Source organism: Actinomadura atramentaria DSM 43919 (assembly GCF_000381885.1).
Classification (GTDB): domain Bacteria; phylum Actinomycetota; class Actinomycetes; order Streptosporangiales; family Streptosporangiaceae; genus Spirillospora; species Spirillospora atramentaria.
The window spans coordinates 378,271-391,666 of record NZ_KB907210.1; the positions used below are offsets into that span (position 1 = coordinate 378,271).

The following is a 13,396-nucleotide window of genomic DNA, read 5'->3' on the forward strand; positions in this document are numbered from 1 at the left end:
CATCGCCGGGTACGGCCAGATCGCTACCGCTCACTGATCAAGACTGACAACAAACGACAAGGCTGACAACAGGGCTTGGCACCTTTTCCCGTACGGCGTCCCGGAACCGGCCGTCTACGGTTCCGTACGGGTTCCTTACGGTTTCCATCGACCGCTCCCGCTCCCCGGAGGGATGAGTGACCGCAGCCCCCGCCCGCCCGCTCCCGACCCGCCCCGAGACCGCCGCTCCCCCGCCCGGCGCGCCGCCGCTGCCCGGTTCCGCGAGCACCGCGCTGCGCGGGGTGCTGGCCGGGCCGCCGCGCGCCGCCCGCGTCCTCGCCCGGTATCCGGGCTCGCTGTACCTGGAGCTGCGCGGGGCCGCCGAGCCCCGCGTCGTCGCGGTCGTCGCCGCCGACGCGGCCCGGCCGCCGAACTCCGTCGTGCTCGCGGCGGCGGTCCGCGACCGGCCGTTCCGGCGGGTCGGGGACGGCGCGGACGTCCGCGTCGGCGAGGGCCGGATCGAGGCGGGCGGCCTGCTCGTCCGGGCCCGCCGCCGCTGGGACCCGCGCCCCGCCCTCGGCACGCCCGCGCCGGGCCCCTGCGCGCGCGGGCTGCGGTCCGTCGAACGGGCGCTGGCGGACGCGGGCGGCCGGGGCGGCCTCGCCGGGCACCCCGCCCCCGAGCGGCTCGCGGACCGCTGCGCCGCCGGGGACCTGGCCGGGGCCGTCGAGGCCGCCGAGCGGATCGTCGGCCTCGGCCCCGGCCTGACGCCGAGCGGCGACGACATCCTCGCCGGGCTGCTGGCGTCGCTGCTGCTGGTCGGCGGCGCGCTGCGGGACGGCGGCCGGGCGGTGCGGCTCGCCGCCTGGCTCGGCGCGGCCGTCACCGAGGACGCCGGGACGCGCACCACCGCCCCGTCCGCGACGCTGCTGCACTGCGCGGCGCGCGGCGCGGCGGGCGCCGAGGTCGGCGCGGTGCTGCGCGCCGTCGTCGGCCGGGAGGCGGCGGTCCCGGCGGTGCGGCGGCTGCTGGCGGTCGGCCGCTCGTCCGGGCCCGACCTCGTGCGGGGCGCGGTGGCGGGCGCGCGGGCCGCGCTCGCGCTCGCCGCGGCCGAGCGCGCGGCGCGCGGCGGCTGATCTGGCGGTTTCCCGGCCGTTCGGGTGTCCAGGGTGCCCCGGATTGCGAGATCATGCCGGGGTGAATCTCAGCTTCTCCGCGATCGAGGACCTCGCCGCCCGCATCGAGTCCGTCCGCGCCGAGCACGCCGCGCGGTTCCCCGGACCGCCGACGGACCGCCAGCCGGTCCACACCGTCTACGTCCCGGCCGACCGGCTCTCCCCGACCACGCCCGCCGACTTCGGCGCGGAGGCGCTGCGGCTGCTGAACGCCCACACGCCCGGCGACGGGTCGTTCGGCGGCGCGTTCGGCCTGGACCCGGAGATCGCCGGGACGGTCCGCGAGCGCGTCGCCGCCAAGCTCGCCCGCGAGCCGGTCGAGGACCTGCGGATCGACTTCGAGGACGGCTACGGCGTCCGCTCCGACGCCGAGGAGGACGGCCACGTCGGCCAGGCCGTCGAGGCCGTCGCCGCCGCCTACGAGACGCAGACGCTCCCGCTGTACTGGGGCCTGCGCGTCAAGTCGTTCGCCGACGGCGGCCACGAGCGCGCGATGCGCACCCTGGACGGCTTCCTGACGACGCTGCGCGACCGGCTCGGCCGCCTGCCCGGCGGGTTCACGATCACGTTCCCCAAGATCGTGTCGGCGGCGCACGTCGCGCTGTTCGCCGAGTACCTCGACGGGCTGGAGGAGGCGCTGGGCCTGCCGGCGCGCATCCTGCGGTTCGAGGCGCAGATCGAGACGACCGAGGCGATCGTCGACGCCGAGGGCCGCGCGGGCCTGCGCGCCATCGCGGACGCGGGCGACGGCCGCATCACCGCCGCGCACTTCGGCGTCTTCGACTACACGGCGGCGCTCGGGCTGCCGCCGCAGGAGCAGCGCCTGGACCACCCGGCCTGCGACTTCGCGCGGCACGTCATGCAGGTGACGCTCGCGGGCACCGGCATCCGGCTGTCGGACGGCTCCAGCAACGTCGTCCCCCGCGACGACGGCGCGGACGAGGTGAACCGCACCTGGACGACGCACGCCGCCCAGGTCCGCCACTCGCTGGCGCACGGCTTCTACCAGGGCTGGGACCTGCACCCGGCGCACCTGCCGAGCCGGTACGCGGCCGTGTACGGCTTCCACCTGGACGGCGCGGACGAGGTCGTCGCCCGCGTCCGCGCCTGGCACGAGCAGGCGGCGGCCGCGTCCGGCGTGCTGGACGAGCCCGCGACGATCCGCGCGCTGACCGCCCGGCTGCGCCGCGCCGTGGACTGCGGCGCGCTGGACGAGGACGTCCTGCCGCCCGGCGCCACGGCCTGACCGTCAGCGGGCGAGGTAGGCCGCCAGGTCGGCGGCCGTGTCGAGGTCGTCCGGCGCGGCCACGTCGTCGCACGGCACGGGCGTGACGAGTCCGGGGCGGGCGCGCAGGAACGCGCGCGCCCCCCGGTCCCCGCGCGCGGACTCCGCGACGGCCGCGAAGTGCTCCCGCGCGAGCAGCACGGGGTTGCGCGGCTCGCCGCCGTAGGCGGCGACGGCGACGGACGCGCCCGCCGCGTGCGCCGCGAGCAGGCGGCGGACGGCGGCGGCCGTGACGTCCGGCTGGTCCACGAGCGCGACGACGACGGCCGCGCACTCGTCCGGCAGCGCGGCGAGCCCGGCGCGCAGCGAGGACCCCATACCCGTCGCCCAGTCGGGGTTGTGGACGGCCGTCGCGCCGTCCGGCTCGACGGGCGCGGCCCCGGTGACGACCAGGACGGGCGCGCACCCGCCGTCCGCGAGCGTCCGGACGCCCCGGTCCACCAGCCGCTCCCCGCCGATCTCGACCAGCGCCTTCGGCCGGCCGAGCCGCCGCCCCGCGCCCGCCGCCAGCAGCAGCCCCGCGACGCCGCTCACGCGACCGGCTCGCGGTGGATGCGCCCGCCGGTCTCGGTGAGCGGCCGCCCGGTCCCGCCCCACCGGAGCTGCACGAGTTCGGCGGCGATGGACACGGCCGTCTCCTCCGGCGTGCGCGCGCCGAGGTCGAGTCCGATGGGCGAGCGGAGCCGCGCCAGCTCGGCGTCGGCGAGCCCGGCGGCGCGCAGCCGCGCCAGCCGGTCGTCGTGGGTGCGGCGCGAGCCCATCGCGCCGATGTACCCGGCGGGGGTGCGCAGCGCGACCTCCAGCAGCGGGACGTCGAACTTGGGGTCGTGGGTGAGGACGGCGATGGCGGTGCGCTCGTCCACGTCGGTCCCGGCGAGGTACCGGTGCGGCCAGTCCACGACGACCTCGTCGGCGTCGGGGAACCGCTTGCGGGTGGCGAACACCGGGCGGGCGTCGCAGACGGTGACGTGGTGGCCGAGGAACTTGCCGACGCGGGCGACGGCCGCCGCGAAGTCGATCGCGCCGAACACCAGCAGCCGGGGCGGCGGCGCGAAGGAGTGGACGAACACCGCGAGGTCGTCGCCGCGCCGCTGCCCGTCCGGCCCGTAGCGCAGCGTCCCGGTGCGGCCCTGGGCGAGCATGCCGCGCGCGTCGTCGTCCACGGCGGCGTTCAGCCGGGCCTCGTGCGGCGCGCCGGGCGCGAGGCTCCCGGCGGCGCGGCCGGGCCAGACGACGCGGCGCGCGCCGGTGCGGCCGGGGCCGCCGACGACGGACGCGACGGCGACGGGCTCGCGCGCGGCGATCGACGCGGCGACGTCGGGGAACTCGGGGAACGTCGCGGCCCCGACCGGCTCGACGAGGATGTCGAGCACGCCGCCGCAGGTCAGCCCCACCGCGAATGCGTCGTCGTCGCTGACGCCGTACCGCCGCACGACCGGCTCGCCGGACGCGACGACCTCGCGCGCCAGCTCGTACACCGCGCCCTCGACGCAGCCCCCGGACACGCTGCCCACGACCTCGCCGCCGGGGTCGACGGCCATCGCCGCGCCGGGCGGCCGGGGCGCGCTGCGGAACGCGCCGACGACGGTGGCGAGGCCGAACGTGCGGCCGTCGGCGTACCAGGCGGCGATGTCGCCGAGGACGTCTCGCATGGGCGCTCCCTGACGGATGGACCGGGGCCGCGCGGCCCCGCTGGATCGTTCCACGCTCGCCGCCGGAACCGGGACGGGCCCGGCACGATCACTGTACCCACGCGTAATCCATGCGATTTCTGTAGGGAAAGTTGACTTACTGCGCGCGCGTCAGCACGATGCCCTCATGGCCCGATCCCCAGACGCGGACCTCACCGACGAGGCCGCGTACGAACTGTCCCGCCGCGCCGTCGTCCGGCTCTCCGGCTACGGGCTCGGCGGCGCGCTGACCCTCCCGTTCCTCCCCGACGCGGCGGCCGCCGAAGACGGCGCGGGGATCGTCAAACCGCTCCCGCCCGAGCTGTTCGTCCCGCGCGGCACCAACGCCGAGACCCGCTGGGAGGCGATGCTCGGACAGGGCTACCTCACGCCCGTCGACCGCTTCTTCGTCCGCAACCACGTCGCGACCCCCCGCATCGACGCGCGCGCCTGGCGGCTGCGGATCTGGGGGGACGGCCTGCGCGGCGGACCCGTCGAGTTCACCTACGACGCGCTGCGCCGCCTCCCCGCCGAGACGCTCACCGCGCGGATCGAATGCACCGGCAACGCCCGTTCGCTGTTCACGACGCAGCAGGGCCAGCGGGTGTCCGGCACCGCGTGGGGGCTCGGCGCGGTCGGCGTCGCGCGGTGGCGGGGCGTGCGGCTGTCGGTGCTGCTGGAACGCGCCGGGATCAGCCGCCGCGCCGTGGACGTCATGCCGCGCGGCCTGGACGCCGACTACGTCGACGGCGGGGTGAACCTCGGCCGCGTCCGCCGCCCGCTGCCCGTCGCCAAGGCCCGCAAGGACGTCCTGGTCGCCTACGAGATGAACGGCCGCCCGCTGCCGCCCGACCACGGCTTCCCCGCGCGGCTCGTCGTGCCGGACTGGGTCGGCGTCGCGTCCGTCAAGTGGCTCGGCGACATCGAGGTCTCCACGACGCCGCTCGCCTCGCCGTGGAACACCCAGTACTACCGGCTGTTCGGCCCCGACTACCCGCCCGAGGGCAGCGCGCCGCTCACCCGCATGAACACCAAGAGCGCGTTCGAGCTGCCGTGGGACGGCGAGATCCCGCGCGACACGCGCGTCCTGCACGGCCGGTCGTGGTCCGGCAACGGCCGCGTGACCAGCGTCGCGGTCAGCGCGGACGGCGGCGCGACCTGGCGCCGCGCCCGCCCGCACGGCCCGTCCCTCGCCCGCGCCTGGACCCGCTGGACGATCCCGTGGCGCCCGCCCGGCCCCGGCCGCCACGAACTCCTCGCCCGCGCCGCCGACGAGACCGGCGCGGCGCAACCCGACACCGCCCCGTACAACACGCTCGGCTACCTGTTCGGCGCGGTCGCCCGGCACCCCGTCACCGTGAAGTGAGGATCTCCGACCTGATGGCGCTCTGGAAGCCCGACCCCACGTTCTACCCCTCGCCCCGCGACGCGGCGGGCGCGCCCGCCGAGAAGCTGGCCTACGTCGCCGCGTTCGACCGGTCGGCGCGGCGGCCCGACGCCATCGCCGTCCTGGACACCGACCCGGGCTCCCCCGACTACGGGACCGTCGTCGGCTGGACGGACATGCCCGGCACCGGCGACGAGCTGCACCACTTCGGGTGGAACGCGTGCAGCAGCGCGCTGTGCCCGTACGCGCCGCACCCGCACGTCGAGCGCCGGTACCTCATCGTGCCGGGGCTGCGCTCGTCGAACATCCACATCCTGGACACCAAGCCGGACCCGGCGTCGCCGAAGCTCGTCCGGACGATCGAGGCCGCGGAACTGGCCGACCGCGCCGGCTACTCGCGCCCGCACACCGTCCACTGCGGGCCCGAGGGCCTGTACGTCACCGCGCTCGGCGGCGGCTCCACCGAGGGGCCGGGCGGGATCGCGCTGCTCGACCACACGTCCTTCGACGTCCTCGGCCGCTGGGAGGTCGACCGGGGGCCGCAGCACTTCGCCTACGACGCGTGGTGGCACATCGCGCACGACGTGCTCGTCAGCTCCGAGTGGGGCACGCCGCTGATGATCGAGGACGGTGTCGTCGCCGAACTGCTCCTCGGCCGCAAGTACGGGCACTCGCTGCACTTCTGGGACCTGCGCAAGCGCCGCCACGTGCAGAGCGTGGACCTCGGCGACGAGCACCAGATGGTCCTGGAACTGCGGCCCGCGCACGACCCGACGAAGCAGTACGGGTTCGCGGGCGTCGTGGTCAACGTCGAGGACCTGTCGGCGTCGGTGTGGCTGTGGCACCGCGACGGCGACCGGTTCGCCGCGACGAAGGTCATCACGATCCCCGCCGAGGCTCCCGCCGACCCGGCCGCGCTGCCGCCCGTCATCGAGCCGTTCGGCGCGGTCCCGCCGCTGGTCACCGACATCGACCTGTCGGTGGACGACCGGTGGCTGTACGTCTCCTGCTGGGGCACCGGCGAGCTGAAGCGCTACGACGTGTCCGACCCGTTCCACCCCGTCGAGGCCGGATCGGTGCGGATCGGCGGGATCGTGAACCGCACGCCGCACCCGGCCGCGCCGGACCTGCCGCTGGCGGGCGGCCCGCAGATGGTCGAGGTCAGCCGCGACGGCCGCCGCGTCTACGTCACCAACTCCCTGTACGGCGCGTGGGACGACCAGTTCTACCCGGACGGCGTCGGCGCCTGGATGGCCAAGCTCGACGCCGCCGACGACTCGTTCGCCTTCGACGAGCGGTTCTTCCCGCACGGCGACGCGTTCCGCGGCCTGCGCCCGCACCAGACCCGCCTCCAGGGCGGCGACGCCTCCTCCGACTCCTACTGCTACCCGTGACCGACGGCTCGCTGGCCGCCCTGGTCGCGCTCGGCGCGTTCCACGGGCTGAACCCCGGCATGGGGTGGCTGTTCGCGGTGGCGCGCGGCCTCCAGGAGCGCAGCCGCGCGCTGCTGCTGCGGTCGCTGCCCGCCATCGCGGCGGGGCACGCCGCGTCGATCTGGATCGTCGCGGTGCTCGTCACGCTGACCCGCTCGGTGGTCGCGACCCGCTGGGTCGCGGTCGCCGGCGGGATCGTCCTCGTGGGGTTCGGGCTGTGGCGGCTGCTGTCGAGGCGGCACTTCCGCTGGGTGGGGATGCGGCTGTCGCTGTGGCAGCTCGCGGGCTGGTCGTTCCTGATGTCGTCGGTCCACGGGGCGGGCCTGATGCTGCTGCCCGTCCTCACGGACGGCACGCGCGCCGCGCCCGCCCACACGAGTCTCCACACGGGCCACGACCACGGCCTGACGGCGGGCGCGGGCTCGGCGATCGACACGGCCCTGTTCGTCACGGCCGTCCACACCCTGGCGATGTTCGCGACGGCGGGCCTGATCGCGGTGCTGGTCTACGAGGTCCTGGGCCTGTCGATCCTGCGCCGCGCGTGGCTCGACCTCGACCGCGTCTGGGCCGTCGCCCTCCTCGGCGCGGGCGCCGTCACCCTCGCCACCGCCTGACCCTCACCGCCCGACGAACGCCAGATCAACGTCGATCGGGAACGGCACGGCCACCTTCAACCGCTCGTGGTAGATACCCGTCGGCGTGTACCCACCGGTGGCCGGGTCACGCTCGTACACGTAGACGACCGTCCGCCCGTCCTGCCGCTCCACCCGCCAGAAATGCGGAATCCCGGCGGCTGCGTACTTGCGCGGCTTGGTGTCCCGATCGCGCTCCTCGGAATCCGGCGACACGACCTCGACGGCGAGCACCACGTCCTCGACGAAGTAGTACGTGTCCGGCTCGGGCCGCTCGAACGCCTCGGCCGTCACCACCATGATGTCCGGCTCCGGCGCCTGCCGCCTGGCCAGCCGCACCGTCATCTCCCGATCGGCCCGAAGCCCCGCCGGCGCCTGCCGATCGAGCTCCGCCTTGAGCCGATCGACGGCCGACACGTGCCACTTGCGCCGCCGGCGGGGGACGACGAGGTTCCCGTCGATCAGTTCCGCGTGCCGGGGCGGATCGCACCGGTTCACGAAGTCGTCGAACGTGAACCCGTCCGGCGGTGTCAGCCCATCACCCGGGTCAGGTCGAGGTCGATCTCGAAGGGGACGGTCAGCTTCATGTGCTCGTGGAAGATGCCCGTGAGCGCGTATTCGGCGGTGGCCGGGTCGCGTACGTAGACGTAGACGACGGTGCGGTCGCCGTCCTGTTCCACCCGCCAGAAGTGCTCGATCCCCGCGGCGGCGTACTTCAGGGGCTTGACGAGCCGGTCGCGGCTCACCGACTCCGGCGAGACCGCCTCGACCGCGAGGACGAGGTCGTCCGCGGTGTAGTAGGTGGACGTCCTCGCCTGGTTCGCGTACGCCTCGGCCGTCACCACGATGAGGTCCGGCTCCGGCATCTCGTGCTTCGCCAGCCGTACGGACATCTCGCGCTCGACCCGCCACTCGGGGGGAGCCTGCCGTTTCAGCTCCTCCCTGATCAGGTCGATGATCCGGACGTGCCAGATCTGCTGCGGGCTCACGAAGACGAGGCTCCCGTCGATCAGCTCCGTGTGCCGGGGCAGGTCACGCATGCTCAGGAAGTCGTCGACGGTGAAGCCGCCCGGCGGGGGGGTGAGCCAGTGTGTCAGTGATTCAGCACCCATGCCTTCACTTTCCGTGAGAAACCCCGTACACAGAGCTGACACGGCCCAGTGTAGACGGCTAGGCCGGGTCGGGGGTCTCGGCGTGGGAGCGGAGGAGGGCCTGGAGCTGGGCCAGGTCGCGGGCGGCGCGGGCACGTTCCGCGCCGTTGATGCCCATCGCGCCGACCGACGTGCCGTCCGCGAGGTCGAGGGTCGGCCACGGGTCGCCCTCGTTCATCTCGGCGGCGACGACCTGCGCCCAGGCCAGGCGGCGGGTGCGGAACGCGTTCACGACCGTCAGCCCGGCGGCGTCGGCGGTGACGCGGCAGCGCGCCAGCATGTGCAGCACCCACCCGCAGAACAGGCCGAACAGCACCATCATCACGCGGTCGAACGTCTTGAACTGCGGCGCCACCACCACGGCGAGCACGATCATGCCGAGCACCATCACGCCCGCCGCGGTGTAGGCGGTGATCCGGGTCGTGCGCGGACGCCACACGACCGGGAGCGCCGGAACGTCAGTCAACGATCTTCGCGATGGGGATTTCGAGGATGTCGTGCGCGCCCGCCGCCTTGAGCGCCGGGATCAGCGTGTTGACGCCGCGCTTGGCGACGACGCTCTCCACCGCGCTGCTCTCGCCCCCGGCGAGCGCCGTCACGGTCGGCGACGACATGGACGGCATGATCTCCAGGACGGCCGCCAGGTCCGCCTGCGCGACGTTCAGCTTGAGCAGCACGTTCCCGCGCGCCCGGATCGCGCCCTGCAGCAGCAGCGAGACGTCCTCCATCGCGGCGCGCTTGTCGGCGTCCTCGTAGGCCTCGCGGTTGGCGACCAGCTCGGTGTAGCTGGTGAGCAGCGTGTCGAGGATGCGCAGCCCGTTCTTGCGCAGCGACGAGCCGGTCTCGGTGAGGTCGACGATGACGTCCACGATGTCGGGCACCTTCGCCTCGGTCGCGCCGTAGGACGGGACGACCTTGGCCTTCACGCCGTGCTTCTCCAGGAAGCGCCGCGTCATCTCCGGGAACTCGGTGGAGATGCGGACGCCCTCGGGCAGGTCGGCGACCGACTGCCACGGCGCGTCGTTGGGCACCGCCATGATGACGCGGACCGGGTTGGCCGTGGCCTTGGAGTACTGGAGCTGGCCGAGGCTGACGACGTCGGAGTCGGTCTCGGTGATCCAGTCGCGGCCGGTGATGCCGAGGTCGAACAGGCCCTGTTCGAGGTAGGTCGGGATCTCCTGCGGCCGCAGGACCCGGACGCGGTCGATGCGCGGGTCGTCGATGGAGGCGCGGTAGTCGCGGTCGGACGTGCGCCGGACGGTGAGGTCGGCGGCGTCGAACAGCTCCAGGGTCGCCTTCTCCAGCGACCCCTTGGGCAGGACGAGAGACAGCACGGTGTGAACCTTTCAGCGATGAGGGACGTTCGGTACCGGGGCGGTCAGGAGCCCAGATGCTCCGCGCGGCGCCCGGCGTGACCGTGATGCCGCAGCCCTCGCAGGGTCAGTGCCGTGTCGAGTGCGGCCACAGTCGCCTCCCATCCCTTGTCCTCGCGGCTGCCCGGCAGCCCGGCGCGGTCCAGCGCCTGGTCAATGGTGTCACATGTGAGGACCCCGTTGCCCACCGGAGTGGACTCGTCGAGCGCGACGCGGGTCACCCCGGCGGTCACGGAGTCGCAGACGTAGTCGAAATGGGCGGTCTCGCCGCGGATGACCGCGCCGAGGCACACGACGGCGTCGAGGTCGCGGGCGAGCTGCTGCGCGACGACGGGGATCTCCAGCGTGCCCGCGACCCGCGCGACGACCGGTTCGGCCGTCCCGCACGCCTTCGCCGCGTCGAGCGCGCGGGCGAGGAGGCGGCCGGTGATCTGGTCGTGCCAGCGCGCGCAGACGATGCCGAGCGTGAGCCCGGCGGCGTCGACGGTCCGGTCCTCGGGACGGCCCGCCCCGCTCATCGCGCGGCCTCCGCGAGCCCGTCGAGCCCGTCGAGCCCGTCGATGGCGTGGCCGAGCCGGTCCCGCTTGGCGGTCAGGTACCGCACGTTGTGCCCGGTGAGAACGGGCGCCATCGCCTCGCGCGCCCGCACGTCGAGGCCGAATCCGGCCAGCCCCGCGACCTTGGCCGGGTTGTTGGTGAGCAGCCGGACCGATCCGACGCCGAGGTCCCGCAGGACGTGCGCGGCGTCGGCGTACTGCCGCGCGTCCACCGGCAGCCCCAGTTCGACGTTGGCGTCCACGGTGTCCGCGCCCGCGTCCTGCAGCGCGTACGCGCGGAGCTTGGCCAGCAGCCCGATGCCCCGGCCCTCCTGTCCGCGCAGGTAGACGACGACGCCGCGGCCCTCGGCGGCGATGCGCTCCATCGCCGCGTCGAGCTGTGCGCCGCAGTCGCAGCGCTCGGAGTGCAGGACGTCGCCGGTGAGGCATTCGGAGTGAACGCGGGTGAGGACGTCCGCGCCGTCGCCCAGGTCCCCGAGGACGAGCGCGACGTGCTCGTCGCCGGTCACCGGGTTGGCGAACCCGACCGCGCGCCAGTGCCCGTACCGGTTGGGGATGACGGTCTCCACGACGCGCGCGACGGTGGACTCCGTCCGGCGGCGGTGCTCCGCGAGCTGCTCGACGGAGATCAGCGCGAGCCCGTGCTCCTTGGCGAACACCTGGAGTTCGGGCAGCCGCGCCATCGTGCCGTCGTCGTTGACGACCTCGGCCAGGACGCCCGCCGGGGGCAGCCCGGCGAGCCGCGCGAGGTCCACGGCCGCCTCGGTGTGCCCGCGGCGGCGCAGCACGCCGCCCTCGCGGTAGCGCAGCGGGAAGATGTGGCCGGGCCGGTTGAAGTCGCCGGGGACGGAAGCGGCGTCGGCGAGCAGGCGGATCGTGTGCGCGCGGTCGGCGGCGGAGATGCCGGTGCTGACCCCGGCGGCGGCGTCCACGCTGACGGTGTAGGCGGTGCGCATCCGGTCGGCGTTCTGCGCGGTCATCAGCGGGATCTGGAGCCGGTCCAGGTCGTCGCCGGTCATCGGGACGCAGATCACGCCGCTGGTGTACCGGACGGTGAAGGCGAGCAGTTCGGGCGTCGCGAGGGACGCGGCGAAGATGACGTCGCCCTCGTTCTCGCGGTCCTCGTCGTCCACGACGACGACGGGCCGCCCGGCGGCGATCTCGGCCACCGCCTTCTCGATCGGGTCGAAGATCCCGCTCTCCTGGTCGCGCACGTCGTTGCCACTCATGTGGTCACCGCCTTGTTCTCGGAGTGTTGCGGGGCGTGCCGCCGCCCCCGTGCCTCGCGCCGCCAGTTGCGGTAGCCCGCGAGCACCATGACGAAGAAGATCCCGTAGACGAGCCCGGACACGTACAGCCCGGACTTCAGGGCCAGCGGGACGCCGACCAGGTCGACGAGGACCCAGATGATCCAGAAGTCGGTCAGCGCGCGGCTCTGCGCGAACGTCGCGACGGCGCTGCCGACGAAGATGTACGCGTTCGCCCACGGCGACCACGTGACGTGCAGCCAGGCCAGGTGCGCGAAGAGCTGCGCGACGGCGACCGTGCCGACGGCGAGCGCGGCGAGCAGCGCGAGGCGTTCCCGGCCCGTCCCGGCGCGGACGGGCAGCCCGCCCTCGCTGCGCTTCCCGCGCGCCCACATCACCCAGCCGTAGACGGCGAGGAAGCCGAAAAGCACCTGCTTGAGCGCGTTGCCGGGCGCGTGCGCGTCCAGCGACGCGGCGAGCAGCAGCGCGGCCCCGGCGAACTGCACCGGCCAGGTCCAGATGGTCTTGCGCATCGCCAGCCACACGACGGCGAGCGACAGGGCGTTCCCGGCGAGGTCGGACCACAGGACCGGCTTGCCGAACAGCGTGAAGTGGGCGTTGAGCCAGCTCACGACACGACCCGATCGCCGATCATCCGCTCGACGTACTTGGCGACGACGTCGACTTCCAGGTTGACGGGGTCACCGGGCGCCTTGCGGCCGAGGGTGGTGAGTTCCAGCGTCGTCGGGATGAGCGAGACGCTGAACCGGTCCGCGCCGGCCTCGACGACGGTGAGGCTGATGCCGTCGACCGTGATGGAGCCCTTGTCGACCACGTAGCGGGACAGCTCCGGCGGGAGCGCGAACGTGACGACGTCCCACTTCTCGCCGGGCTCGCGGGACAGCAGCGTGCCGACGCCGTCCACGTGGCCCTGGACGAGGTGGCCGCCGAGCCGGTCCGCGAGCCGGACGGGCCGTTCGAGGTTGACGCGCGCCCCGGCCTTCAGGAGCCCGAGGGTGGATCGATCCAGCGTCTCCTTCATCACGTCGGCGGTGAAGGAGTCCCCCTCGGGACCGTCCACGACGGTGAGACAGACCCCGTTGACGGCGATCGACGCGCCGTGGACCGCGTCCCCGGTGACGATCGGCCCGCGGATCGTGAGCCGCGCGGAGTCGGCGAGCGTCTCGACGGCCGTGATCTCGCCGAGTTCCTCGACGATGCCGGTGAACATGTCCCGAGCCTCCTAGATCGAGGCTCCGGGGGTTGTGCCGCGCGGACGCGCGGTGGGACGTGCGAAGAACGCCGCCCCCGGGCAGGGGCGACCCGCGCGCTGCCTCCCATCCGGACTTTCACCGTCGGTCCCGGAATTCCACCGGATCAACCGGCCGATGGCTTCGGCCGGGTCGCGGACTGTCACCGCCGGTTCGGAATTTCACCGACCCCGGAGCACGCGTTTCACTGCTTGCCAACCAGTGTGCCACGTCCGGTGTTCCGCGCCCTATGTGGG

Annotated in this window: 15 protein-coding genes and 1 riboswitch; of the genes, 5 read left to right on the forward strand and 10 right to left on the reverse strand. The window is 74.2% G+C overall.

All coding sequences use genetic code 11. The annotated features are described in order from the left end of the window. The first annotated feature begins 176 nt into the window (after positions 1-176). Positions 177-1,115 (forward strand): oxamate carbamoyltransferase subunit AllH family protein, encoded by a 939-nt coding sequence (locus tag G339_RS0109130; protein WP_019630765.1) that lies wholly within the window; start codon positions 177-179, stop codon positions 1,113-1,115. Between the two features lie 61 nt (positions 1,116-1,176). After that, positions 1,177-2,400: a DUF6986 family protein gene (locus G339_RS0109135; RefSeq protein WP_019630766.1), complete on the forward strand. Its 1,224-nt coding sequence runs from the start codon at positions 1,177-1,179 to the stop codon at positions 2,398-2,400. A gap of 3 nt (positions 2,401-2,403) precedes the next feature. Here the strand turns inward: G339_RS0109135 and G339_RS0109140 are convergent, their stop codons facing one another. Together G339_RS0109140 and G339_RS0109145 are read right to left on the reverse strand one after the other, a co-directional pair. Further along, on the reverse strand, positions 2,404-2,973 hold the full coding sequence (locus G339_RS0109140) for a nucleotidyltransferase family protein (protein WP_019630767.1): 570 nt from the start codon (positions 2,971-2,973) through the stop codon (positions 2,404-2,406). After that, the gene (locus G339_RS0109145) at positions 2,970-4,091 is read right to left on the reverse strand and encodes an XdhC family protein (protein ID WP_019630768.1); all 1,122 of its coding nucleotides are present in this window, start codon (positions 4,089-4,091) and stop codon (positions 2,970-2,972) included. Before G339_RS0109145 ends, G339_RS0109140 begins: the two co-directional genes overlap by 4 nt. Before the next feature lie 166 nt (positions 4,092-4,257). On the opposite strand from G339_RS0109145, the gene G339_RS0109150 reads away from it, so the two are divergent. The 3 genes from G339_RS0109150 to G339_RS0109160 are packed head-to-tail and all read left to right on the forward strand — an operon-like array spanning position 4,258 to position 7,543. Continuing rightward, positions 4,258-5,475, forward strand: a complete 1,218-nt coding sequence (locus G339_RS0109150; protein ID WP_019630769.1) for a sulfite oxidase — start codon at positions 4,258-4,260, stop codon at positions 5,473-5,475. Between the two features lie 14 nt (positions 5,476-5,489). Further along, positions 5,490-6,890, forward strand: coding sequence for a selenium-binding protein SBP56-related protein (locus G339_RS0109155; protein ID WP_019630770.1), 1,401 nt, complete (start codon positions 5,490-5,492; stop codon positions 6,888-6,890). Further along, positions 6,887-7,543 (forward strand): hypothetical protein, encoded by a 657-nt coding sequence (locus tag G339_RS0109160; RefSeq protein WP_019630771.1) that lies wholly within the window; start codon positions 6,887-6,889, stop codon positions 7,541-7,543. Before G339_RS0109155 ends, G339_RS0109160 begins: the two co-directional genes overlap by 4 nt. Positions 7,544-7,546: 3 nt before the next feature. On the opposite strand, the gene G339_RS0109165 is transcribed toward G339_RS0109160, so the two are convergent. From G339_RS0109165 to G339_RS0109200, 8 genes are read right to left on the reverse strand one after another with little or no spacing between them, the layout of a single operon-like run. Beyond that, positions 7,547-8,059, reverse strand: coding sequence for a Uma2 family endonuclease (locus tag G339_RS0109165; RefSeq protein ID WP_019630772.1), 513 nt, complete (start codon positions 8,057-8,059; stop codon positions 7,547-7,549). A gap of 32 nt (positions 8,060-8,091) precedes the next feature. Then, the gene (locus G339_RS0109170) at positions 8,092-8,673 is read right to left on the reverse strand and encodes a Uma2 family endonuclease (protein ID WP_033322615.1); all 582 of its coding nucleotides are present in this window, start codon (positions 8,671-8,673) and stop codon (positions 8,092-8,094) included. 58 nt (positions 8,674-8,731) lie between these two features. After that, positions 8,732-9,178: a PH domain-containing protein gene (locus G339_RS0109175; RefSeq protein ID WP_026341281.1), complete on the reverse strand. Its 447-nt coding sequence runs from the start codon at positions 9,176-9,178 to the stop codon at positions 8,732-8,734. After that, a complete protein-coding gene (gene hisG / locus G339_RS0109180; RefSeq protein ID WP_019630775.1) occupies positions 9,171-10,046 on the reverse strand; it encodes an ATP phosphoribosyltransferase in 876 nt (291 codons plus the stop codon). The genes G339_RS0109175 and hisG overlap by 8 nt, the downstream gene beginning before the upstream one ends. 44 nt (positions 10,047-10,090) lie before the next feature. Continuing rightward, positions 10,091-10,603: a 6,7-dimethyl-8-ribityllumazine synthase gene (gene ribH / locus G339_RS0109185; RefSeq protein ID WP_019630776.1), complete on the reverse strand. Its 513-nt coding sequence runs from the start codon at positions 10,601-10,603 to the stop codon at positions 10,091-10,093. Next, complete coding sequence (locus G339_RS0109190) at positions 10,600-11,871, reverse strand: bifunctional 3,4-dihydroxy-2-butanone-4-phosphate synthase/GTP cyclohydrolase II (protein WP_019630777.1); 1,272 nt, start codon at positions 11,869-11,871, stop codon at positions 10,600-10,602. Before G339_RS0109190 ends, ribH begins: the two co-directional genes overlap by 4 nt. Next, on the reverse strand, positions 11,868-12,521 hold the full coding sequence (pnuC, locus tag G339_RS0109195) for a nicotinamide riboside transporter PnuC (protein ID WP_019630778.1): 654 nt from the start codon (positions 12,519-12,521) through the stop codon (positions 11,868-11,870). Before pnuC ends, G339_RS0109190 begins: the two co-directional genes overlap by 4 nt. Beyond that, complete coding sequence (locus G339_RS0109200; RefSeq protein ID WP_019630779.1) at positions 12,518-13,120, reverse strand: riboflavin synthase; 603 nt, start codon at positions 13,118-13,120, stop codon at positions 12,518-12,520. The genes pnuC and G339_RS0109200 overlap by 4 nt, the downstream gene beginning before the upstream one ends. Positions 13,121-13,212: 92 nt before the next feature. Further along, positions 13,213-13,343, reverse strand: a riboswitch (FMN riboswitch). Positions 13,344-13,396 lie beyond the last annotated feature (53 nt).